At 34.7% G+C, this 23554-nt stretch carries 25 protein-coding genes, 1 tRNA gene and 1 pseudogene; 9 read left to right on the plus strand and 18 right to left on the minus strand.

The window, feature by feature from the left end; genetic code table 11:
* Positions 1-1402 precede the first annotated feature (1402 nt).
* Complete coding sequence (locus ACO1PF_RS04825) at positions 1403-1573, plus strand: hypothetical protein (RefSeq protein WP_423190200.1); 171 nt, start codon at positions 1403-1405, stop codon at positions 1571-1573.
* Between the two features lie 142 nt (positions 1574-1715).
* Here ACO1PF_RS04825 and ACO1PF_RS04830 read toward each other — a convergent pair whose 3' ends face one another.
* The 9 genes from ACO1PF_RS04830 to ACO1PF_RS04870 form a co-directional block, all read right to left on the minus strand.
* Positions 1716-3326, minus strand: coding sequence for a nucleotidyltransferase family protein (locus ACO1PF_RS04830; protein WP_423190201.1), 1611 nt, complete (start codon positions 3324-3326; stop codon positions 1716-1718).
* A 31-nt stretch (positions 3327-3357) separates the two neighbouring features.
* Positions 3358-3615, minus strand: coding sequence for a PqqD family protein (locus tag ACO1PF_RS04835; RefSeq protein ID WP_423190202.1), 258 nt, complete (start codon positions 3613-3615; stop codon positions 3358-3360).
* A gap of 13 nt (positions 3616-3628) precedes the next feature.
* Positions 3629-4537: an ATP-binding cassette domain-containing protein gene (locus ACO1PF_RS04840; protein WP_423190203.1), complete on the minus strand. Its 909-nt coding sequence runs from the start codon at positions 4535-4537 to the stop codon at positions 3629-3631.
* 3 nt (positions 4538-4540) lie between these two features.
* A complete protein-coding gene (locus ACO1PF_RS04845; protein WP_423190204.1) occupies positions 4541-5329 on the minus strand; it encodes an ABC transporter transmembrane domain-containing protein in 789 nt (262 codons plus the stop codon).
* A 12-nt stretch (positions 5330-5341) separates the two neighbouring features.
* Positions 5342-7009, minus strand: coding sequence for an ATP-binding cassette domain-containing protein (locus ACO1PF_RS04850; RefSeq protein WP_423190205.1), 1668 nt, complete (start codon positions 7007-7009; stop codon positions 5342-5344).
* A gap of 20 nt (positions 7010-7029) precedes the next feature.
* Positions 7030-8334 (minus strand): asparagine synthase-related protein, encoded by a 1305-nt coding sequence (locus tag ACO1PF_RS04855; RefSeq protein WP_423190206.1) that lies wholly within the window; start codon positions 8332-8334, stop codon positions 7030-7032.
* 95 nt (positions 8335-8429) lie between these two features.
* A complete protein-coding gene (locus ACO1PF_RS04860) occupies positions 8430-8729 on the minus strand; it encodes a hypothetical protein (protein WP_423190207.1) in 300 nt (99 codons plus the stop codon).
* Positions 8726-9112: a lasso peptide biosynthesis B2 protein gene (locus tag ACO1PF_RS04865; RefSeq protein ID WP_423190208.1), complete on the minus strand. Its 387-nt coding sequence runs from the start codon at positions 9110-9112 to the stop codon at positions 8726-8728. The genes ACO1PF_RS04860 and ACO1PF_RS04865 overlap by 4 nt, the downstream gene beginning before the upstream one ends.
* A 13-nt stretch (positions 9113-9125) precedes the next feature.
* Positions 9126-9944 carry a hypothetical protein gene (locus ACO1PF_RS04870; protein ID WP_423190209.1) on the minus strand — a complete coding sequence of 273 codons (819 nt, stop codon included), beginning with the start codon at positions 9942-9944 and terminating at the stop codon, positions 9126-9128.
* Between the two features lie 694 nt (positions 9945-10638).
* On the opposite strand from ACO1PF_RS04870, the gene ACO1PF_RS04875 reads away from it, so the two are divergent.
* On the plus strand, positions 10639-10962 hold the full coding sequence (locus ACO1PF_RS04875; RefSeq protein WP_423190502.1) for a transposase: 324 nt from the start codon (positions 10639-10641) through the stop codon (positions 10960-10962).
* Positions 10963-11071: 109 nt separating this feature from the next.
* A complete protein-coding gene (locus ACO1PF_RS04880) occupies positions 11072-11182 on the plus strand; it encodes a transposase (protein WP_423190503.1) in 111 nt (36 codons plus the stop codon).
* 716 nt (positions 11183-11898) lie between these two features.
* Here the strand turns inward: ACO1PF_RS04880 and ACO1PF_RS04885 are convergent.
* The 8 genes and pseudogenes from ACO1PF_RS04885 to ACO1PF_RS04920 form a co-directional block, all read right to left on the minus strand.
* A pseudogene (locus tag ACO1PF_RS04885) lies at positions 11899-12741 on the minus strand (IS1380 family transposase); the annotation flags it as partial.
* A 392-nt stretch (positions 12742-13133) separates the two neighbouring features.
* The gene (locus ACO1PF_RS04890; RefSeq protein ID WP_423190210.1) at positions 13134-13472 is read right to left on the minus strand and encodes a hypothetical protein; all 339 of its coding nucleotides are present in this window, start codon (positions 13470-13472) and stop codon (positions 13134-13136) included.
* Between the two features lie 799 nt (positions 13473-14271).
* Positions 14272-14427, minus strand: a complete 156-nt coding sequence (locus tag ACO1PF_RS04895) for a hypothetical protein (protein ID WP_423190211.1) — start codon at positions 14425-14427, stop codon at positions 14272-14274.
* Between the two features lie 291 nt (positions 14428-14718).
* Positions 14719-15069, minus strand: coding sequence for a hypothetical protein (locus ACO1PF_RS04900; protein WP_423190212.1), 351 nt, complete (start codon positions 15067-15069; stop codon positions 14719-14721).
* A gap of 106 nt (positions 15070-15175) precedes the next feature.
* Entirely contained in the window at positions 15176-15391 is a 216-nt protein-coding gene (locus ACO1PF_RS04905) for a hypothetical protein (protein WP_423190213.1), read from the minus strand.
* Positions 15392-15538: 147 nt separating this feature from the next.
* Positions 15539-15648: transfer RNA gene (locus ACO1PF_RS04910), tRNA-OTHER, on the minus strand.
* 49 nt (positions 15649-15697) lie between these two features.
* Positions 15698-17170, minus strand: coding sequence for a flotillin family protein (locus ACO1PF_RS04915; RefSeq protein ID WP_423190214.1), 1473 nt, complete (start codon positions 17168-17170; stop codon positions 15698-15700).
* A 23-nt stretch (positions 17171-17193) separates the two neighbouring features.
* Entirely contained in the window at positions 17194-17772 is a 579-nt protein-coding gene (locus ACO1PF_RS04920; protein ID WP_423190504.1) for a hypothetical protein, read from the minus strand.
* 920 nt (positions 17773-18692) lie between these two features.
* Here ACO1PF_RS04920 and ACO1PF_RS04925 point away from each other — a divergent pair.
* From ACO1PF_RS04925 to ACO1PF_RS04945, 5 genes are all read left to right on the plus strand, one after another.
* Complete coding sequence (locus ACO1PF_RS04925; protein WP_423190215.1) at positions 18693-18893, plus strand: helix-turn-helix transcriptional regulator; 201 nt, start codon at positions 18693-18695, stop codon at positions 18891-18893.
* 1 nt (position 18894) lies between these two features.
* Positions 18895-19326: a hypothetical protein gene (locus ACO1PF_RS04930; protein WP_423190216.1), complete on the plus strand. Its 432-nt coding sequence runs from the start codon at positions 18895-18897 to the stop codon at positions 19324-19326.
* A 52-nt stretch (positions 19327-19378) separates the two neighbouring features.
* Entirely contained in the window at positions 19379-19804 is a 426-nt protein-coding gene (locus tag ACO1PF_RS04935) for a hypothetical protein (protein ID WP_423190217.1), read from the plus strand.
* 103 nt (positions 19805-19907) lie between these two features.
* A complete protein-coding gene (locus ACO1PF_RS04940) occupies positions 19908-20342 on the plus strand; it encodes a hypothetical protein (protein ID WP_423190218.1) in 435 nt (144 codons plus the stop codon).
* A gap of 30 nt (positions 20343-20372) precedes the next feature.
* Positions 20373-21215 (plus strand): SDR family NAD(P)-dependent oxidoreductase, encoded by an 843-nt coding sequence (locus ACO1PF_RS04945; RefSeq protein WP_423190219.1) that lies wholly within the window; start codon positions 20373-20375, stop codon positions 21213-21215.
* Here ACO1PF_RS04945 and ACO1PF_RS04950 read toward each other — a convergent pair.
* Positions 21210-21788, minus strand: coding sequence for a uracil-DNA glycosylase family protein (locus ACO1PF_RS04950; RefSeq protein WP_423190220.1), 579 nt, complete (start codon positions 21786-21788; stop codon positions 21210-21212). The two genes, ACO1PF_RS04945 and ACO1PF_RS04950, sit on opposite strands and share 6 nt — an antisense overlap.
* A gap of 243 nt (positions 21789-22031) precedes the next feature.
* On the opposite strand from ACO1PF_RS04950, the gene ACO1PF_RS04955 reads away from it, so the two are divergent.
* The gene (locus ACO1PF_RS04955) at positions 22032-23393 is read left to right on the plus strand and encodes an FAD-binding oxidoreductase (RefSeq protein WP_423190221.1); all 1362 of its coding nucleotides are present in this window, start codon (positions 22032-22034) and stop codon (positions 23391-23393) included.
* The last annotated feature ends 161 nt before the right edge of the window (positions 23394-23554 follow it).

The following is a 23554-nucleotide window of genomic DNA, read 5'->3' on the forward strand; positions in this document are numbered from 1 at the left end:
TAACTATTAATAAAAGTAACTATATAAGAGTATCGATTTTGAAGCGTGTAATAGCGCTGAAAGTGCGCCCAGATTTTTCATTAAAAAAATCAAAAAAACATTTTTATCAGCAAGTGAGTTGTAATTGTGTGAAACAGCGATTCAAATGAAAATTTACGATTAATTCAATTAGGTAAGATCAGAAAACTGGAGATTCCTCTTTAAAGTAATTTTTATTTAATTACTTATGTTTAAACAAGTGAATTATACACTTTTCAAGACAAAAAGAGACTTAATTTTATAAGGTTCTGGATACACGATTCTATGTAATTTCATGTATGAAACTCATAAACTTATTTCGACTAGTAATTTAATGAGTTATTTCCTGTTCAACAAAAGTAGGATCAGCAATAACATGTCTCAAGTAAAATTGCTTATATAATTTTTTTATCAAGTGGCTAACTTAAATTTGAAATTTACAGATAAATTACTTTCATAAATACGCAAGTAATTAAAAGTACAGTTCTTCATCGCTAAAATCATATATTCGTTATTTTAATATAAAAAACATTATGATTACTTCGCAATCTAAACCACGACAGAGAAAGTTTTTTATTCTATAATCTAATTAGTAAACAATAATCACTCTTAATTGGTTTTGCCGAATCTGTATAAAAAACTGGATGACCTTCTTATCTTTTGCGATAAGCCGAATACATCTTTGAATGTGAAAATTAAATTACAACATTTTATAAGACGGTCTGTTTCCTAATTTATTGATGGAGGTTATTCTCATGGAAATGATGATTGAAACTTGTTGTGGTATTGATGTGTATCAGAAATAAATCGTTTGTTGTATTCTTGACGGTCCTTTAGATACAAATCGACCTAAAAAAATTCAGAAAACATTTGGCACCCTAACGGGTGAACTTTGACAGGCCCTTCAGTGGCTGGAAGACCATCACGTCACAGATATCTTCATGGAAAGTACGGGGCAGTATTGGGTTCCCGTGTTTAATATTTTTTTCCGAAGGAACAGGTCAGTTGATTTTGGCTAATCCTCAACACATTAAAAATGTTCCCGGGCGTAAGACCGATATGAAAGATGCCGAATGGATTGCGTAACTCGGTCGTTGTGGACTGATTCAATAGTCTTACATTCCAGCGCCTGAAGTCATGGAACTGCGTCTCATGACACGCAGTCGGCTGTCCTACACCCAAAAACGAACGTAGGCGAAGAACGAATTGCATAATATTCTACAACAATCCAATATTAAATTGACTGGTTACTTGTCTGATGTTTTTTCCAAAACAGGACAAGCCCTGCTTCAGCTGTTTATTAACGGTGAAGTGTTAAGCTTGGCGTCTGTCAGTGCTTGTATGCACGGGAGAGTCAAAGCATCTCCGGAGGATATACTCAGCGATGGACGGAAAACTGTCAGTCACTGATCGGCAATTACTCGAGGACTCGCTAGACGAGTACCGTTTCTACAGTGAAAAGATCCGCCAGATCGAATGCCACATCCTTAAGTATATTCTGTTTCACTTTCCTGAGGAATATGACTTGCTTCTAACGATTCCTGGGATAAAATAACAGGGTGCTTGGTTTTTTGCGCTTTTTTGCATTATTATTTTTCAAATAAACAAGAGAGTACATTACGTTCATCGGCATTATGATTCTTATAGATAAATTGTTAAATAAGTATTACTCGTAGAAGTATTTATTTATTAGATTTCTAAAAAACTTTTAATAAACCTAAATGAAGTTGAGAATACTGAGTTCCAATTAATTGTCCATAATTAGGTAAAACCTCTTCCTGCAAACCGATATTATAAGACAAGAAACCGTTTGTTAAATGAGGATTTATTTTAAGTTCTTCAAATGAATATTCTAAAACTAGATTAACCATATCAATGTTAAATTCGACTTGTACTTCCTGACAAGGAGATTCTTCTGCCAAATCTGTATAAATATTTAAATGACTTAAATCTGCAACTATCCTTTTTTCTCTCTGACGAATGAAAATGTTTTTGTAAGTAATATGGCTATTCTTGCCATTTTCTAAAAAGGTTACTATTAGGCATAAATTATTTAATTTATTATACAGGTCAGTAGGTAACCTAAAAGAAATACGAAAAATATCATCGTCTAGATCAAAAGAATATGAAAAAGAATACTTATTATATTTATTATCTATAAAATTATGTTCTGTGTTTAATAAAGTAGGATTGTTAAAGTTTTCATTGTATTTACTATGAATCCTCCTTTTAAATAACTTGAAAAACTCTTCTCTTAACTCTGAGCGAGGTTTAAAAAGACGGTCTAGAATAGAGGTTGGCCATTCTACTAAGGAACCACTTGATAAAGTAGAATTATCACTTTCAATATTACTTATGTGTTTTTTTATTATCTTAGGCACATTAACTAGATTTTCCTTAGGGAAAATCTTTTTTAGATTATTATAAATATACTCAATCTTATTTATTAATTTTAATTTATTCGATATCTCTGAAAAAGATTCCCAATTAATTTGAGATTGTTCTTTTTTTAAAAAGAGCACAATGTCTAAGTAATCTCTTAAATTGGCTGACTTTGTTATAAATAGCGAGTTCTCTGTATTTTCAAATGTATTTGAAAATAGATGAATTAAGGTATTAGTTTTGTTAAGCGTCTGAACCTCAATATCACTAATAGTAGTTTTGATTTTTGAATCTAGAAGATTTTCAAAATTATTTGGATCAGGTATACTGCTAGTCCCTCTTTTAAGTTCCACATCAACTTTAAAAGGACCTATTTTTTTTGAATAGGTAACTTCATGATTATCATGTATAAAGTTGTATATAGTAGAAGTTTTATTATTCGTTAATTTGTCTTTATATATTACCCCAAATTTTTCATCTTCTCTTCTGTCTAGCAAACCAAAGCATTTCAAATAATTCATGTTAGTAAGTATTTTTTCCATTTTAAGAATATCGTTTGGATAGATAATGAAATCCATATCACTAAAATACCTATCATAACTATTATCATACAGCCATGATGATAACACTATTCCTTTGATTAGTATTATAGGGATAGTATCTTCTTTTGATACTGATAATATTTTTTTTGTTTCACTTACTTTATTTAAAAAATCTAACCTCCAGAATAGATATTCTGATGTATATACTTGATCAATTTCTTTTGGAATAAATATTCTGACATAATTATAAACAATAGGAAATATTTTTTGTTCTTTTGCTATATTAAATAGTCTTTTATAATCAATTTCGGTAGGTATTTCAATAGTATTTTCACCGTTTATATAATTATTTACAATTAAAAGAATTAGTTTTTCTTCTAACATGAAAGTCCTCATTTCTCAATAATATTCCCAACTACTTAATAATAAGGTTATTTTTAAGTAGTTGTCGTATATAATTTTTTACATCGTGCGTTGCTTGTTCCTTCGTGACATCGTAATTTGAAAATATATTCTCGATAATAACTTCAATATTTTTCTCCTCTTCTATCCCTTGAATGATTTCCAAGCCAACTCCCTCTATTCCAAAGCAATCCCCATTAGAAATATTGTATACAAACAATTTCTCTTTAATATCTACTAGCTTTATATTTTCATCAAGTTTATAAATCATTTTTTTAGCTCCTCTATTTTCTTCTTATTAAGGTTCCATCTATTATTTCATATACTTTATCGACATTTTCTATTTCGTTTAGTCTATGAGTAATCATTACGATTGATCTATCAAAGGTAACATATTCCATTAAATTTCTAACTATTGTATTGCTTGATTTTTTATCTAAACTAGCAGTACCTTCATCAATCAATAGAATGGAGGCGTCTTTCAATAAGGCTCTGGATAAGCTTATTCTCGATTTTTGACCACCAGAAAGATTTTTTGCCAGTTCAGATAATTTAACATTTAAAGAGTTAGGGAAGTTATGTAAAAGATGTTCAGAATTTGACAGTGAAAGGGCATTGTATTTTTCATTATCACTTTTCTCTTTACCTAAAGTTAAGTTTTCTTCAATACTTCCTTCAAACAGCAGGCTTTCTTGGGGAACATAAGTAAAGAATGAAAGAAGTCCTTCATTTCTACCAGTAATATCTTCTCCGTTTAATCGGATAATACCTTTATTAGGAGAAATTAAGCCCATCATTAATTTCATTAGAGTAGTTTTTCCAGCTCCGGATTCTCCAACAATTGCTACAATTTCGTTTTTTTCTAGCTCGAAAAAGATATTTTCTAGCTTAAACGTTGACGACTCATCATAGTAATCGACATTTACCAAGCTCAAAAGCGAATTTGAATCAGGATTTATATTTTTTTGGCTTATTTCGAAAAGAGGCTTTTCATGAATGATATTTGAATTTATTACTTCTAAAATCCTATTACTAGAGCCGTAAGCATTTTGTATTTGAGCGTAACTGTTAGCAATCATCATAAACGGAGATTGTACTTTACCTATCAAAAGTAAAAAAGCAGAAAAAGTTCCTACATCAAACTGATTATTTATTGCTAAGTATGCCAGGATAACGACACTTACAACATACACAGTTTAGTTGAATACATTCATTAAAAAAGAGAGGAGACTTAGTGTACTGGTTTTTTTAGCAACTATTTTATTTTCTTTTTCTCTAATATCATTATATTTTTTCAGAAATACATCCTGCTTTTGAAAAGTTTTTATATAATCTAAGTTAGTTACATAATCCTGTAGATATTGCCTTCTTTCTGATTGAGTACTTTGAAGATCTAAAGAAATTTCTTGTTGGATGGTGCTAAATTTTTTTGCTAAAAATATGGTTACGAACCCAGAACCAATGATAATTAAAGCTAGTTGCCATTGGACATAAAACAAATAAAGAGATGAAGCGAAAAATAGGATAACATTGTATAGTATATTTATACTATTAGACAGTAAGTTCTCACTTAAGTTTCTTGAATCGTAAATTAGTCTAGAAATTAAGTCACTCAAATTAAATCGAACGACTTCTGAATATTTTTTTTCGTGAATACTTTTGTAAATTTCTAATGAGAGAAATTGCTCAACAGATAATTGAATGAGTGACTGAACAAAAGGATAAATAATGGAGAATAATGCTAATGTTATTCCTATAACTGAAAAGATTATTAAATACTCAAAGAAAGCACTCTCATTTCTATTAGTAATGGAGGTAATCAGAATATTTGTAGCACCGGCTATTCCAACATTAAAAAAGATATCTAACAGCATGGATACTAACAGCATGATACATCGAGATTTCTGTTGTTTTAAGCTGGATATAATCAACTTTAGCGTATCTATTAAAGCGTATTTCACTTCTTCATCTGTGTCACTAAACATATCATAGTCCTTTCATGTTTTTATCTTTCCATTCTCCAATCGGATAATCAGGTCCGCTTCTTGAATGACTCCATCATTATGACTGATAATAATTTTTGTCTGACTTTCCATTTCTGTTTTTAGAAGTTTGGCTACTTTTTCTTCATTTCTTGCGTCCAAGTATGCTGAAGGTTCATCTAAGATAATGATGGACTTCTCTTGAAAAAGAATTTTGGCTATCATTAAACGCTTCTTTTCCCCACCTGAAAGATTGTCTTCGTGAATTTTTGTTTTTAAGCCTTCTTTCTTACCTGAAACGAATTTGTCCAAATTTAATAGTGATAGTTTGTTCATTATGGCTCTTTCATCTAAGTTTTTTTCGTTAGGAATCATAAGGTTATTTTCTATTGTATCTTCAAAGATAATTGATTTTTGTGGAACGTATCCAATTGAATTAAAAATTTGTTTTTGAGACAGACTTTTTTGGTTTATATTTCCATAATAAATATCTCCACTAGTTGGTTTCAATTGTTTCAAAATTAGTTTGATAAGCGTCGTTTTACCTGCACCACTAGGACCTATAATAGCTGTTGCTTTTCCTTTTGGGATGGTAAAAGTCAAGTCCTCTAAGATTGGTTTACCATCAATAGTAACCGAAACATTATTGAAGTTAATCGAATCATTTAGCTTATCCGAGGTAGAATGGTCAACTGCTTTATTTAATTCCTTGGTGTCTAAGTCTAATATTTCAATCATACGATTTCCATTAGAAATTGCTTCTTGTAAATTAACCCATACCTGCGAGAGACTGGAGATTGGAAAAACAATAGATGTATACGAGGTAGAAAAAGCGATCACGATTCCCAAATCAATTTTTCCATTTAGATACAAGAATCCCCCGTATCCCATAATATAAATTAAACCCACAATCATAACTATATGAAATAATCTACCTGAAATGCTAGTTATTAAAAAGCTTCTTTGTTTTATACTGAAATTATTTTGGAGTAATTTTGTATATTTTTGTTGAAAAAAGTTTCTAGCATTAAAAACTCTTACACTCTCTTTATCCCTAAGTGTGTTAAACAAGAAAGATTGTATATCGATATCAGAAGATTGTACATCATCTGTATTGTTTCGAAGGGAATCTGATAGAACATTAGAAAGAAGCGGTAGCATAACAGCAATTAAAAGTGCCCCTATTGCTAAAGCAGGGCTGGCAAATCCGATATAGGTCAGGGTTGTGAGAAGTATAAAAAAGTCTAGAACAAAATTTAGTGAAGTTTGATTTAGTCTCCTAGTACTATTTTCCGCAGAATCGAAGATTTTGGAAACAAGATCTGAAGTGCTATATGTATCATACGATGTGCTTTCTAGAACATTTAATTTTTCTAATAGCTTTTTTTGTGCAGAAGTTACTGATAAATTATGCAACCGTTCCGTTCCTATTCGGATAAGTTGAAGTAAAAGCTCCTGCAATATCATCCCCGATAAAGCTAAGAAACCTCCCTTCACTAAAACTGACACGTTCATTTCTACAATTGAATTGGTAATTATTCGTATCCCTTCTATTTGGAAGATACCGGTCAAGGATACAAAAAATGCTACTAATCCTAATAACAAAAACCGTAAAAGGAATCGCTTGTTTAATGCAACAATTTTTTTTAAGACGGTTAAGGGATTATATTTTTTTGAAGTCATTTATATTCTCCTCTGATTAATCAAAGATTTTGAAGCCATATCTCTAATCCAAGAGTTCGAACTAAAGCATTAACGTTTTCTTTTTTTCCAAACTTATAATTTAAAGCGGCTTCCATTAATTTTTCTTTATCAATCCATCCGTAGTCAGCAGCAACTGAATTTTTAATTAGATTCTCAACTTTTAACCATTCTTTATTAATGCCGTTCCTAGTTATAAATTCAAATTGGGATTGATCTGGTTTTTCAAGAATATTTCTCGGAATTATATTATTAAATGTTTCTCTCAAGCCTCTTTTATTTAATCCTAAATCCATTTTTAATTCAAACTCTACATTAAAGGCTAATTCGATTAGCCTCTTATCTTTAAAGGGGTATAATCTGTAGACTGAATTAGGTTTTGCTACATTAGTGTCTAACCAATTCAAATTACTTACAAGTGACATGAACTCGTGATCAAACTGTTTTCCTTTTTCCTTTATTGACGGTTCTAGAACAGCACATCTATGCTTTTCTATTACACTCGGATGTATTTTACAATTATCTTTTATGATCCAAGGGGGTGATTCTATAAAACTTATATTATTGCTTAAGTTATACCAAGTTTGAGTGTTCATTTTATTTAAATATTCATACTTTAGCATTTTGGGAAGAAACGTCGGAACAACATAAGCAGCCAGTAGTTTCCACATTGGTTGTTTTAGAAAGACTGACTCGCGGTTTAATATTTCCAATCCTTTGCTAAATCTCATGTTAGAAAAAAAATCAAAGAGATAGTTTCTTGAAGAGGATAAGATTTCATCTGCCCCTTCTCCAGAGAATAGGTGAGTGATTCCGTAAGTATTAACTTTCTGATGTATTGTTTGGTACATATCAAAATTAACTAACAAAGGATTTGGCTCTTCACAGTTTAAACTTTTTTCAATATTTTTGAATGCCCAGAATTCGCTAGTATCATGTTGTATCGGTAATAAGTTTAGAGAATTATTTAAATCAGAGATCTTATCAACATTTCCCAACTTAGTGTGTGAATCTATCTCAGGCGTAATTATTGAAGAAATACTATAGAATATTTCATGGGGGTTTAAATCCCTGGCTATAGATAAAATTGTTGAAGAATCTAATCCTGCACTAACTTCGAAGCCAACTTTATTTTCTTCCAAGTACTTTAAATAATCATTAATTACAGTATAAAAAGTGTCCTTGAATTTAAACTTAAAAGATTCTTCAGAGTTTATAGGGTCGTTCTTAATAAACCAAATTCTTGTGGTCTGGATACCGTTTCTGGAGTATTCTAAAAGATGACCTGGAAGTAATCTAGTTACCATCGGATAAGGGGTCAACTCTGTTTGATCTATTTCACTATTAAGATATAGCTTAAAATAATCCTCACAAAATGATACAGGGTTCGGTTTGAAATAGTTCAGTCTTGTAGAAAAAAAGACCTCTTGTTCATTACTAACTTTATAGAAAAACTGAAACGTTGAATATGGGCTTCTATATACAAAAAAAACTGTCTTTTTTTATCAAAAATAGTAATAACAAATGAACCTTCTATATTTACTAAATCTTCAAATGCTTGTTTATTTATCACAATTTGTATAACTTTTCTTGTCTTTTCTTTATTTAGAATAACTCCTTCATAATAACAATCATAATGATCGTTTTCGATAAGCTTTTTTAACTTTTTTTGTCCATAAAGATTTTCGATACTCTCCATCATTGATTATCTCCTACTATAGACAACATTGAAAAGTTATCTCTATAATAACTCTCATCAAATTCAGGTATACTTTGAGTTTCAATCCAAGCGTGTCCTAAAATCTCACTATGGTGCAGACCAACACATAAAGTACATGATTTACCTAAGAGGTTTAGCAAATAAAAAGTTGCCAAGGATCTTTCGTAGCATTCTATATTCAAAAAGTGTAATGAGCAAGCCCTATCAAAGATATATTTAACGCCAGAGAAATCCGTTTTCCTCTCATTTATTTTAACTTTTTCTTGCAATATTGCTGGAATGTTTTTTTCTTTGTTTTTTCTTAAAAAAATATAAGCTTTTATTAAATAGTAATAACTTATTAAATAAAATATCGTTTTTTTCAAAATTCTTTTCCTTTCATTTAATATTTTCTTTTATAATTCTCACAATTTCATTTGGATCTGAGTCTGGATATCGCATTATTTCCAACATTGGTAATTTTTTTGCAATATCTGTTATTGTGGGAAACATCTCAATGATTTTCGTTTTATCGTACAAACCAGTGAATAAGTATTTGCAATATATTTCAGATAGTAAACATTGAACTTTCAGAAAATCTTGGATTACAAAATTAGTAATTTCTTCACTATCGTTATTAATATTTAAATGGAAGAAAAAATCTATTTTATTAAATTTAGTGCTAGAGAACAAATCTGCCCTTTCTTTTAATACACCTCTCTTTTTATCATCTTCGTCTAAACATAAGGAGAGTTCATTAAACAAATTTGATTTCTCTTCGATTCTTATTCCCGGTGGACCAGAAAAAATTTTTTTATCATATTTTCTTATCGCAATGATGTCATCAGATATTAGTTTAGCTCCTTCTAATAATAAATGGGATGAAATGGTTGTTTTTCCTGCTCCAGAAAAGCCAGATACAGCTATTTTTTTTCCTTTATAGTCAATGAGACTACCGTGAAGAACAACGTAGTCAGATTCTATTAAAATAACAGTAGTAATAGTAGAGAAAAAAGCTGCGTATAAAAATCCACTTATATTTCCGTATTGCAAAATCTTTTTATCTTTTCTTTTGAATAAAATGTAATCGCAATCTAACCACTTAAAAAGTATATCCTCTTTATTTATAAAGATTGAGCGAAAATGTTTGCCATTATCATAATAAATCTCTTGAATTTTTTCCCAATCTTGATCATGTATTTTATCATCTAAATACATAATATTTTGTACTAAAAAATCCGATTTTCCCTTTTTTTGAAATAAATAATCATCAAAATTTATATTCGACTCTATAATAAGGCCAAATAAGTCATACTTTTTTATTTTGCACACCTCACATGGGTAAATATTAAAGTAATGTAAGAACGTTTAAGGACCCTTACATTACTTTTAATATTATATTAACTATTTTTACGAGTTACGAGTTGAGTAATGATCTCCTCCCCAGCCAAATTTTCCTGAGAACGTTAACTCAACAATATTACCTAAATCGATCAATTTAGGCGAAAAATACTCTTTCTTCATATAGACACCTCCTTTCCTTTGTAGAAACGTTTCTACAAAAATTACTATATCATTAACAGGAAAAAAAGCAACCGCTTTCTAAAGAAGAATTTGAAATGGATTTGTTAAATGAGAAGAAAATATATTGTTTATATAACGAAATTTAATTTAAGTTAAAATCTATGCCCCTTCATCTATTAAGATTCTATAATTCAAGCCATGTCGCTGATTGCCAAGCACTTGTCCATCGTTAAATTCCAGTCGGTCAAGAACTTCAGCGGGGCCATGAGCTTCCTGTTCATGGCCCCTACTAACCCTCGGTTAATCGATGGAGTGAAGAACCGTCAACTCGCCTCCTGGTTAACTACTTCATGCGTTATCCCATGGTGTCCGGTCTGTCACCATGGACATGTACTTGCCCTACCTGGACCTTGTAGCCGGCTGTTTCCCGAATACCCGGATGGTGATTGACCGATTCCATATCATCCAACACCTAAATCGCGAGTTGAATGAGTTGCGCATCCGGATGATGAACTACCTGCGTTTTACCCAACCACAGGATTACCGGAAGCTGAAGCAGCAGTGGGGACTGGTGCCGAAAAACCGTTCCAAGCTGGATTACACCAAGTACCGCACCCATTGCTTATATGACCAGATGGTGACAGAAATTATGAGGCGGAACCTCGTCGTGAGCTTAAACTCCAAGCCGTCGCGTCCGAACTCATGGAATTGAAAAAATGCCGCCTCCAGAAGAAGGTGAGGAAGATACTCCCTTAAAACCTTAGAGAAACATCAGGAGGGGAATCAGAAATGTCTGCCGGTATACCCTTTCCAACGGCGCACTGGAAGGCCTGAACAACAAAGTGAAGAACACCAAGCGCTCTGGGTTCGGCTATCGCAATTTCACCCAACTCCGCGCGGATCTTAATCAGCTCCTGTTTGGTCATCATTGACTTCCCGTCCAGTCCCCTAATCTTTCAAGAGGAGGAAGCAGGTGCTTGAAAAAGCCAGTTCCTCCTCGCGTTTCCAGGGCGTCAAACGAGCAAACCCGCATGACGGAAGGGGATTTTACAGGAAACACAAACAGAGCCGAAGCGATTAGACGTTTTGACTCTGATATGACTCACCAACCCTGTTTGACATAGAGCCTGTTGAGTACAACAGATCGACTAGATATGCGTTTTGATAAAATATGAACTTTACTCAAACAAGAAAAAAGTTCTCTCTATTAGAAGAACGTTATAGTAAAAATGAAATAGTTCTATTTACAGGATAGATAGTAAATATCCTTCAATTTGTTCATCTTTATTTGCAGTAATAAACGGACTAGGATCATTTAAAATTTCGGAATCATTTGTAACATTTAATCAAAAAAAAACTCACCATTATAACTTTGGAAATCACTCGAGTTAAACACATTATAATAATCATATTGATCAAAATTGTCATTTGAGAAAACATTGTGGTTAGTAATTATCCCATAAATATTATGTTGATAAAATTTTGCTTCTTTTTGATAAAGACTAAGGTTTATAAAAATTGATGGTGTCAAATAACCGATAAATTCTTCAGAGGACAAATCTATCTCATCAGTATATGTAATTGACCATTTATTATCCTCTGCATATGGTGACTGAAAGATATAACTGCTACTCATTTCATTTCCGCTGACTGAAAAATACTGAACTTCTCGCTCTTCCCATTTTTGATTATCACCGTAAAGGACTGATTTTTCAGCTAATTGACTTAACTTCCAATTATTATTCAGTCGGATCACATACTGACTGTCATTTGCTTCGCAAGACTCGTACACCTCTGGTATTGCGAAACCACTGTCTCCACGAACCAATATGTTGCTATTCAGTAAGGATTGAGTGTAATGATAGAGTAAGGGATTTATGAAAGCTTTTATCCCTTTAGATGTATCTTGATTTCCTGAACGCAGTTCAGCTTTTAAGAAATCACCGGTAAAACCGTCGAATGCAACTGAAGGGTGATATTCGTAAGTTTGATAATGGGCATTATAATATGTTTGCTCTTGATGGCCAAAGGTATCTGAATGCGTTGAATCAATATCAATGATTAACTCGGTGTCATTGCGAATCAAAGGTGCTTTATCAATTAATTCTTGATTTAATGACTGTAATTGATCCACATTCTATTTAGTAAAACGATATAGAAATCGTGAGATCGACGATTGAGAGGCCATCTGTTTTCTACTTAGTACTGCTTGAAATACCGGGACTTATCTTAATATATTAGCTAACAAGTCTGCCGAATAACCAGCGATCAGCTGCATAATGAGCTGTTCAAATATAGCTAAATTGTCATGTGTAAAGTAAGCTTGATTATCATTAATGTGAAGCAGGTGTTTAGCTAAATCTGAGAAACCGAAGGTATTCATTACTTCTTTAACTAAGACAAGATACGAATCGCTTGATAATCGGCCACCTGTATGCAAAATTGTAATGTTTGAATTAAATTTAACTTGGTTTTTGTGTAAGCTAGTCATGAAGAGAACTCCTTTTTTTTGGTTGTTTGGTTTAGACACCTTAACCCAAGCAGAACGGGGTTCTTTTTCCATCACTTAACAGGTGAGAACTACTGTGCAAATTAAGCCTACCAATAGGTTATTTTTACAAGGTTCATGAAAAAGCATGAATTATTTTGGATGAAAAAACGGTTTAAGAAATAACATAAATAGGTTATTACTCTTTTTAACTGAAACATACATTATTTTTAGATAACACTTTAATCAAAGAAAGAAAACTAAACTTGTTAATTCGAATTTCTGAATACATTGCTTTATATAATTTCATGTATTGTAAAATAAACAATATTTGTTCCATCACAAAATATGCGTTTTATAATTACGTCCTATAGCAATAATTAAATCTATTCAGGCTATTGAAATTGGTAAGGTAATGTTGGATCATCTATATCTATATTTTCTTCATTCCTTGCAATAGAAAAAACTATTCCACTTTCATCACTTCCAAGATATCGATTTACAAAATAATAGTAATCAATTCCATCTACATCTTTGTAAGTAACCTGTTTATAGAATGTTCCTCTTTTGGTATCAAAGCTCGTTCTTTCACTTTCAATTGATTGATTCCATCCCTCTTGAGCAATGGCTTCATTGATAGCTGTTATATCTCGATACAAGTAGACACTATATAAACAAAAGCCAACTATTAACAAAAACACAAATCCTAAAAATATTTTTTTGTATTTACTCATACTATATATCCTTCTTTCTAACATTATATATATTTATTTATTTTAATGTGCTATTGTTGTTTTGTTCATTCATTCACAATATACTCTAAGGGAGGAAATTATACAACCATGAAAAAACTATTGTTGATGTTATTACCCGTACTTGGTCTATAATAAACTGGAAAAAAGAATACCACAAGAAATCTAATAGTTGGTCTAAGGTTTACAGAGTTAACAAGCCTATAGACGCAACTACAGCTTACGCCTGGGCAAAGAGAACGTATCAAAATTCTAATGCTGGTTATAATATTACACCAAATTATTGGGGTGCTAAAGATACTTACTGCTCAAATATTGTTTGGCAGGCCTATCGCTATGGTGCTGGTATACATACAGTAACGGTACCTAACGGGTTAATTGTGTTACCTTATAGTTTACCTAACTACTTCAATAGTGGTATGGGTTTAAAACAAGTTTCTAATTTATAAACTAATTGAAATCATCGGATAAAATGGACGTAAAAAACAGCTTGATACATAATCAAGCTGTTTTTTCAATTCCAACTATTCCCTATTCATTAATTAAAATTCCCTGTACTTTATCTACACTCGCAAACTATTTTTTGGAGGTTTCTATATATAAGAATCCATAGGAATCCATAGGAATCTGGTAGATACATATAAAAAAATACACCTTAAAAAACAATATGGATAAAGAAGGTTAGTCTTAGATTGTACTTTTTGGATACATGAAATTATGTAATTTCATGTATTGATTAAAACTATCTACAATCTTAAAAAGTCATCTTCTGTATCATAATTTAGCGATGTAGCTGGTACTTGAAGTTCAATGTTATAACTTGGATACTTTTAGCTGTTAATACTCCAATACTTTTTTTCACGCCGTCTGATAATGCGATAAGCCCACCTTCAGTAAAATAGATCATTACATATATTTCCTTATTTTCTTTTTCCACTTTCTTGCCCCATCTATTTTCAATGCTAATATAGCTACACTAGTGGACTTATTTATCAATATTTCATAAAAATTCAATTGTTCATAGTGATAAAGAATTTATGGTTTAGTTTTAGAGTAGAGGTCCCTGGTTAACAAATCAGGTTTTGAATGCTAGGAATGAACACAGATAGGTGGCTCAATCTATCCGCAATACTCAACCCTCCTTGGTTTTAGTCTGTCATCTTTCTGATGACAGTTTCTACAATGAAAATGGTCTAATTTTTATATTAGTCTCCTCCAACTTTTTAGATTAATCTCTTAAATTAAACCCAACAATATTATAATTTTCTACATTCACTAACTTCTCAACGTTTCCAACTATATCTTTATTTTCAGCCTCAAATATTACTAAATATAGTTCTTCTTCCGAGTCCAACGCAATATCAGATAAGTAATACTCCATTACTCCATCTTTATTCAGCTCACTCGGTCTTACCTTTTTAATCGTCGCTTTATTTTGATCGACGACCTCAGCTTTTTCACTTGACGATAATTGATTATATGTTGCCTCTATAATCTCATTATTATTATTACTACAACCAGCAATTAAAATTACTAGTATTGATAGGGTGTATAATAAAATTTGTTTAATCTTGTTCATACCCTCACCTCAATTTCAAAATTAAAATGCCAACTCTTATTTCGTTATTACTATCCCTTAGTGTCTTTATCCCCCTCCTTCAAGTTATAACCGCTAATATGTAATTTCATGTTAAAAAATGAGTAGCAATCAATTCCAGCCGAATCTTTGTAAGTAACCTGTTTATAGAATGTTCCTCTTTTAGAATCGAAGCTCGTTCTTTCAATCGCTTGATTCCATCCCTCTTCAGCAATGGCTCATTGATAGCTGTTACATCTCGATACAAGTGTACACTATATAAACCAACACCAACAAAAGTCCTGATTTTTTTGTATCTACCCATATAATATATCCTTTCCTGATTTAATAAACTATTATTATTTATAAATTGTATATAAATATATCTATATAAGATTTTTTTAACGAAAATGATGACGACTTGTTGAAGACACATCAAATTCGTTGGGTGTCATGTTGTTGTCTTTTTTTATAGAGAATACAGGACTCGAACCTGTGCGACTGAGCAGGGCGTTTACCGTTTGGTTTCACCCAATAAGATAATAGTCCTCTCAGATGTCTTCCCGATTGCATCAATTCCCTGTGAACACCCGTCATAATATAACGGGTGTGATTCTGTTTGTCTAATCTGTTACTGGTTTACTGTTTCGGATGTAACAGACTCTTTTTTCCCTAAATCTTTCAGTGTGCTGTTTAATTCTCGTACTTGTCCACCGACGTTTTTTGTGCCGGCATATGATTCGATCAAACCGGTGAGATCTAGCCCGACAGCGTCTTTAAAGGCTTCTTGTGATGAGGCCAGTGTGTTCAAGGCAGTATTTGTTAGAGATGATGCCCCTTGGCCGTTGCCACTGTCGACGATGGTTATTTTGTCGATGTTACCAAGCGGTTCAGATACGGCACGGATCATTTCAGGATACGCTTCGATCATCAAAGTAGCGATGGCTTCTTGTCCGTATTCTTTTAAGGCTTTGGCCAGAGCAGTTTTGCTTTCAGCTTCAGCTTTACCAATTTCACGGATACTTTCAGCTTTCGCCTTACCGTTTAGTTCAATTTCTTTCGCACGTGCTTCAGATTCAGCGATGGCTTTTGATTTATTCGCTTCTGATTCTTGTTCAATGGCATAACGTTCAGCTTCAGCTTTCTTACGAACAGAGGCGTCGTACTCACGTTCTATCCTGATGGTTTCTTTTTCTTGTAATTCAATTTGTTTTTCACGCTCGATGATTTGAGAGTTCCCTTGTTCGATGATGACTTGTTTTTTAAGTTTGGCTTTTTCTAACTCATAGGCACTTTCAGCTTGTGCTGTAGCGACATTTTCTTGTCGCTTATATTCTGCAACACGTAAGCTCTTTTCTTTTTCGGATTCGGCTGTTTCTGTTTGACGTTGCAATTCAGCTTTTTTTGATTGTTGTTCAGCTAAGGCACGTTCAATACGTGTTTCTTTGTCGGCTCTGGCTGACTGAATATCGGCGTCACGTCTGACTTCGGCGATACGTCCTTGTCCGAGCGAGTCCAAATAGCCGTTTTTATCGGTCACTTCTTTCAGGGTGAAGGAGACGATCGTTAAACCCATTTTAGCTAGATCGACTGAAGCGACTTTCTGTACATCTTGACTGAAGCGATCTCTGTTTTGATAAATCTCTTCAACGGTCAGTGAGCCTAAAATCGAACGTAAATGACCCTCTAAGACTTCACGGGCTTCGTTTTCTAGGTCTTCGGTGGCTTTGCCGAGATACTGTTCGGCGGCGGTAGCGATATCTTCGGTGGTTGAACCGACCTTGATGATAACTGTTCCGTCTGCGGTTACGGGTACGCCTTCTTTAGTGTAAACATCAGGTGTACTAACTTTCAATTTAGATGACAATAGGGACAATGTTTTAGCCGATTGAATGACTGGCAGGATGAATGAGCCACCCCCGCTGACGATTTTCATTTTGTTGTTTGTGTGTGGGTCTGTGTAGACATTTTTGTTCCCGAGTGCCGTTCCACTGATAATGAGTGCGATATCCGGTGAGGCGATGCGATAACGACTGACCAGTAAAATGATAATGATGAGTGAGATGGCAACGATGCCGATGATGCCAAAAAGAGCTGTATCCATGAATGAATTCCTGCTTTCGTTTTCTATTTTTTGTGTTCGGTGTTCCATGTTGGTTTTTGCTTATTTGTTGCTTGGATTGCATTGGTATACGGTATGACGTACAAAATAGAATCTTTGACGTCCATGACTAAGACGTTCGTGCCTTGCTCTATAAATGCAATGGGTTCTTTAACGTTTTCGTAAATCTTAGCCATTTTATTGATTTTTGTAAAGCCGGTGTACACAAGCACTTCTCCCACACCGTCGGCTGTGATCGAAACCGACACCGTACCTTCTTTGCCTTCGAGTTGTCGGATCGATGTGGCGCTTGAATTTTCTGAACGGCTGCGGAAAGGGATAATGACGAAGATGTTAAGTAGGACAACGCCGGTCACAACCGTTATGACGATCAATAAAAATAGTCCGATTGAAATAGCGGTGTTGCCTGGCATGGCTTCATTGATCATATAACCAATGAAGACGGAAATCATGAAGCTGACGAACAGGTCACTGATATCGAAAAAACCGACAGTGACGATGTCCCGTAATGGTAACGTAAGTAAGGCTAGAATCAAACAGGTGACGAAAGCGAGTTGCATGTATGTTTGGTTTGATAAAATCACGTCAATCAAGTAGGGTTCACCCCCTTTCTATTTTTTCCGCCAAGCGTCACATTTTCAGTCGTCCCCTCAGGAAACGATAAGGGTAAACAAAAAATGAAAAACTAGGCATATTTTCCCCTTCCACCTGTTTTAAGTATATATATTTATCGTTCATAAATAAAGGGTTATAACAATGAAAAAATATCTTATATTGATTACATATGTATTATTCTTTTTTTAATAGTTTAATAGTCACTAAGTGGTTATTGTTGATAAACTGTTGAACTATGAGGCTGATCATAACGAATGGATCCAATAAGGATCAATCCGTTCATGTTTCACTTAAGAATAGATGATTACGATAGGTTTGATAGAAGCCACGTTGTAGTCTATTGATAAGGAAGCCGTCTATAAAACCACTGAAGATCTCATAGACTAATTAAATAAGAGCTAGAACATTCAAATGAAAAGTGTTCTAGCTCTTATTTTACAATACATGCTTATTTTTTTGGTATTCGTATATGTATATCGACCTTATTAACTTCGTTTCATACTCAATACTGTATCATTGTTAGGTAAAAGAACTGATATTGCTGTTCCAGTGATTGTAGTAGTCACACCATCAGTATACAAAAAAGCCTATGGTAATGTAGAAACCTTGTTCTCTCATCTAAAAAGAGACTGAACTCTCTTCAACAAATTGTCGCAACTTGGGATAAAGATTTTGACGAATTAAAAGAAATTATTGTTGATATCGTTAAGACTCATACCTCTCCAAATATATAGTAATCTATAAAGAACAGATCAGGATTACTGATCTGTTCTTTATAGATTATTTGTAATTAATCAAAAAAATATATGTTATTAGAGCTTTACTATACTAACGATGTAAGATATACTTTACATAAAGAACGATATAAGTTACTTTTAAGGAGACGAAAATGGCTAAAAACTTGCGGCTAAAGACAGCTAGAGCGAGACTTGACATGTCCCAACAAGACTTGGCGGACGCAGTAGATGTCACCCGGCAAACGATCAGTGCCATTGAACGGGGCGATTACAATCCAACCATCAATTTATGCATACGGATATGCAAAGCATTGAACGTTACACTCAACGACTTATTCTGGGAGGAAGATTAAGATGAACCAATTTGATGAATATCAGAAATTCATGCGTTATAAATACGGTTATCATTCGTTTTTTATTATAGTCGCTTTATCAATTATAAATTTTAACCTCGAACTCTTTTACGACATTCAATGGGCTGAAACGAAATCTCTTGAGTTCATTTTATTTATTTTTCTAGCTGTAGGTTATTCCATAGTGATGAATGTTTATAAGGGTGCTTATTTCACTAAAAAACAAAATTCGAATGTATACGCCTTTATTTTCTTATTTATAGGTCTAGCTAACTTTTATCTCTCTACTTCTCCATATTCACCACTCATGATTGATGGGTTACTCACGTCAAACAATATCATGCTTGTAAATGGTCTAATTTGGACATCTATTCCATCAGCTTATTTCACAAGAATACTGGTGGAGAAAAGACGGGAGCGCGAGGAAAACTAACACTTTAAAAATACTTTACTTAACAATACTATACACGGAGGATGATTGATTTATGAAAACTAATAAGAAACTGACAGTGTTGGACTATAAAGCGGGCTATCATTCTTATGTTATATTGACTGCCGTGCTAATGGGAAATATTATCCTGAACCTGCTTTTTGATTTCCAGTGGGCAGAAACGACTGAAATAGAATATTTGATGATTCTCTTAGCCTCTATGTCTGTAACCATGATTACAGGTATATACAACCAAGCCCTGCATCAAATCAACCCACTTTACAGGTTTTACGCATATGGGTGGAGCTTGTTTGGTCTGTATTTTGTCTATCAGGCCTTTATCTATGAGAGCCATTTCGTTGTCAATGGACTCGTTACTATTTCAGCCGCAATCTTACTCTTTGGTTTGATGTTTATTCTTTCTTCTTTAGCCTACTTTGTTCGGTTGCTGGTAGATAAAAAAAGCGAGACCCAAAACTAGCCAGTATTTACAAAGGCCGTATACAGTTATTTTTAAAATTGAATCTGCGCATGCAGCTTGTTCGCTTTGAAACTGACTAACTAATTAGGAGGGTTATATACTTATGAACCAATTTGATGAATATCAGAAAATGATGCGCTATAAATACGGGTATCATTCTTTTTTTATAATAGCAGTTTTATCGATTGTAAATTTTAATCTCGAAGTCTTTTTCGACATCCAATGGGCTGAAACGAAATCTCTTGAGTTCATTTTATTTATTTTTTTAGCTGTAGGTTATTCCATAGTGATGAATGTTTATAAGGGCGCTCATTTTACTAAAAAACAAAATTCAAATGTATATGCCTTTTTCTTCTTATTTACAGGTCTAGCTACTATTTATCTTTCTGCTTCTCCATATTCACCCCTCATGATTGATGGGCTGCTCACATCAAACAGTATCATGCTTGTAAGTGGTCTAATTTGGACATCTATACCCGTTGCATATTTCACGAGGCTGTTAGTAGATAAAAGAAGAAATGAAAACGATAGTGATTAACTTTAACTGATTACTCAAGGAGGAATATAAATGACTGAATCAATCCTAGCTATAACTGGTCCGACGTCCGGTATCGGTCGCGGGGCAGTAAAAGCACTTGTTAATGACTTCGACCGAATGCTGTTACTTGCCCGTAATCTAGAAAAAGGGGAAGTTTTGAAAGAAGAACTACTCGAACTGAATCCGGATCTGCACGTGGATCTCATTGAGTGCGACTTAAGTGTCCTGGCGTCCGTAAGACAAGCGGCAGACACGATAAAAAGCAGATTCGATCACATCGACTGTCTGGTCAATAACGCCGGTATGGTCTCAACGTCCAAAGAAAAGAGCGCCGATGGCTACGAACTGATGATGGCTACCAATTATCTCGGTCCTTTCTTGCTGACACATGAGCTGCTTCCGCTTGTGATGAACAGCGAACGTAAGCAAGTCATTGTCGTCTCCTCAGAGGCATACAAGTTTGCGCCAATGAAACGACCGTTCTTTAAACCTAAACGCTTCAGTCCAGTCGCTGGATACGGGCGTTCAAAACTGGGGACCCTTTATCTGGCTCAGGAACTGCACGAATTCTATTCCCACAAAGGACTCAAAACAACGGCCGTCCACCCAGGGATGGTCTCAACGAACATCGGCAAAAACAACGTCAGTCAAAGTGTCGGCACCTTTGTCTTCAGAGTTTTAACTCCTTTCTTCAAAACGCTGGACGAAGGGGCACAATCCATCGTCTCAGCTGTACAGCAGCCTGAGAAATACGCAGGCTGCTATTCAGATGAAGGCCGTATCGCTGCGGTCAAGCAGTACGGAAGTGACTTCAAGATGCGCCGGGAATTCATCGACGCCACTCTAGAAGAATTGGATTTAGAGTCGTTATAAACTTTTCTTCACCAAATCTTTGAGAGTAGGCAAGACTTCCATTTCAAACCAGGGATTCTTTTTCATCCATCCGTAATTCAGTGGTGACGGATGAACCAGCGGCAAGTAGTTCGGCAAATACTGCTCAAAGTTCCGGACAGTTTCAGTCAAGTTTTTCTCGCGCCGTTTGCCTAAGTAATACTTCTGAGCGTAACTTCCTATAAGAATGATCGTCTCGACCTGTGGCATCTCCTTTAGTAATTGGGGGTGCCATTTTTCTGCAAACCCTTTGCGTGGCGGCACGTCCCCTGATTTTGCTTTGCCAGGATAATAAAAATCCATCGGCAAGTGTGCAATGTATTCAGTGTTGTAAAAGACATCCCGGGAGATACCCATCCACTCACGCAGGCGATCTCCGCTTAGATCGTTCCAGAACAACTGTGACTCCTCCGCTTTACGCCCGGGTGCCTGCCCGACGATTGCGATACGTGCTTCTTTTGATGCTTTGAATAAAGGCGGGACATCACGTTCTGTATAAGTCTCGTTCATCGGATCAGCCATTATTTCCTGTTCGATTTCTTCAAATACTGACATAGTAAGTTAAACGCTCCTTTTATCCGTTATATTATAGTTTAACGTGAAAACCCTGCTGATGACCAAAAGAAAAGTTTCTATATTATTCCTTCAACTTCTGGTTTAATTATATCAAAAGTCTCACGACATGGTTAATTGTACCTTTTTCGTGAAATGTCTTTATTTATTAGACATTTTGACTACAGTTCAGATATGATAGTATTATGATTAAAACGCTTTCTAAAATTTACTAGGGGGATTTACATGCAGTACTTAGAAAAAATCAAAATCGATTCGTCTCGTCTGTTTATGGGCGATGCTGTTCCGGAGATTTATTATCACGATACATACGTAAAAAACATTAAGCCGGTCTATGCCGTTGCTTTACCTAAAACACACGACGAAGTTAAAGCGCTCGTTCACTATGCTGTTGAAAAAGATTTAGTGATCATTGCGCGAGGTGCTGGTACCGGGGTTGCCGGTTCACAAGTTCCCATTCAGGGCAACGAACTGATCATTGACGTTCACTTGATGGATAACATTCTTGAACTGGACGAAGAAACCCTTACTCTAACGGTGGAACCCGGTGTCCTGGTCGGAACGATTCATGACTACGTTGAGAAAAAGGGCTACTTCTACCCACCAGATCCGGCGTCCAAGCATTCGACGATTGGCGGAAACGTCGCAACCAATGCCGGTGGTCTCCGAGCGGTGAAATACGGCACCACACGAGACTACATCCGTGAACTGACTGTGGTTTTACCTACTGCAGAAGAAATGACCTTAGGCAGCCTGAATATCAAAAGCAGCTCCGGTTATGATTTGAAAGATTTGTTTATTGGATCTGAAGGGACACTGGGCATCACGACGAAAATCCGATTGAAACTTATCCCCTTGCCAAAAGCAAGCGTGACGATCTTACAAGCTTTTGAAACGGTCCAGCAAGCCACGCAAGCGACACTGGCAATACTGAAGAGTGGCGCCGATCCTTCAGGTGTCGAGCTGTTTGAACGCTCTGCTTTGTATTATGCTGAACAGAATTTAGGTTACCCTTTGAAATCTCAAGTGGGCGAAGCGTACCTCATGATCAGTCTGGATGGCAATGATCAGGATGAACTCAGTCACCGCATCGCCTTGGCTGAAACGGTCACCCATGCATTGATAATGGAAAGTCATGTGCTGACTGCCGATGAAGCGAAGAGAAACTGGGCACTACGTGATAATATTTTGCTGGGCCTGACCGCTTTTACCGAATTTGAACTACTGGATGAAGTGGTGCCGATCAATAAATTCGCAGAACTTATTGAAGCGACGAAAGAAATGCAGAAGAAACACGGCTTAAACGTCTTGAATTTCGGACATGCTGGGGACGGCAATGTACATACCCTGCTCATGAAAGATGACCTAACCGAAGAACAGTGGACACAAAGGCGCGCCGCTTTACTAAAAGATTTGTATCAAAAAGTAGCCGACTTAGGTGGGCTCCCCTCTGCCGAACACGGTATCGGTATTATCAAGAAAGAGTACATGAATACCATGACTGAAGACATAAACTTAGACTACATGCGCCAGATCAAACGCGTCTTTGACCCGGATGACCGCTTGAATCCAGGAAAAGTGTTTTGACTATAAAATAAAGAGGAGCACCCAGTTTGGGTCGCTCCTCTTTATTTATGTTCAGTTAAGGTCACAGTACTATAGAAACCCAAAAACATCATCAGTGGACCTAAACCTTTTCTATACATTCGATTGTTTACATTCTTCAAATGCCCAATCTTGTTCAACAT

The organism is Alkalibacterium sp. f15, assembly GCF_049389645.1.
Lineage (GTDB): Bacteria > Bacillota > Bacilli > Lactobacillales > Carnobacteriaceae_A > Alkalibacterium.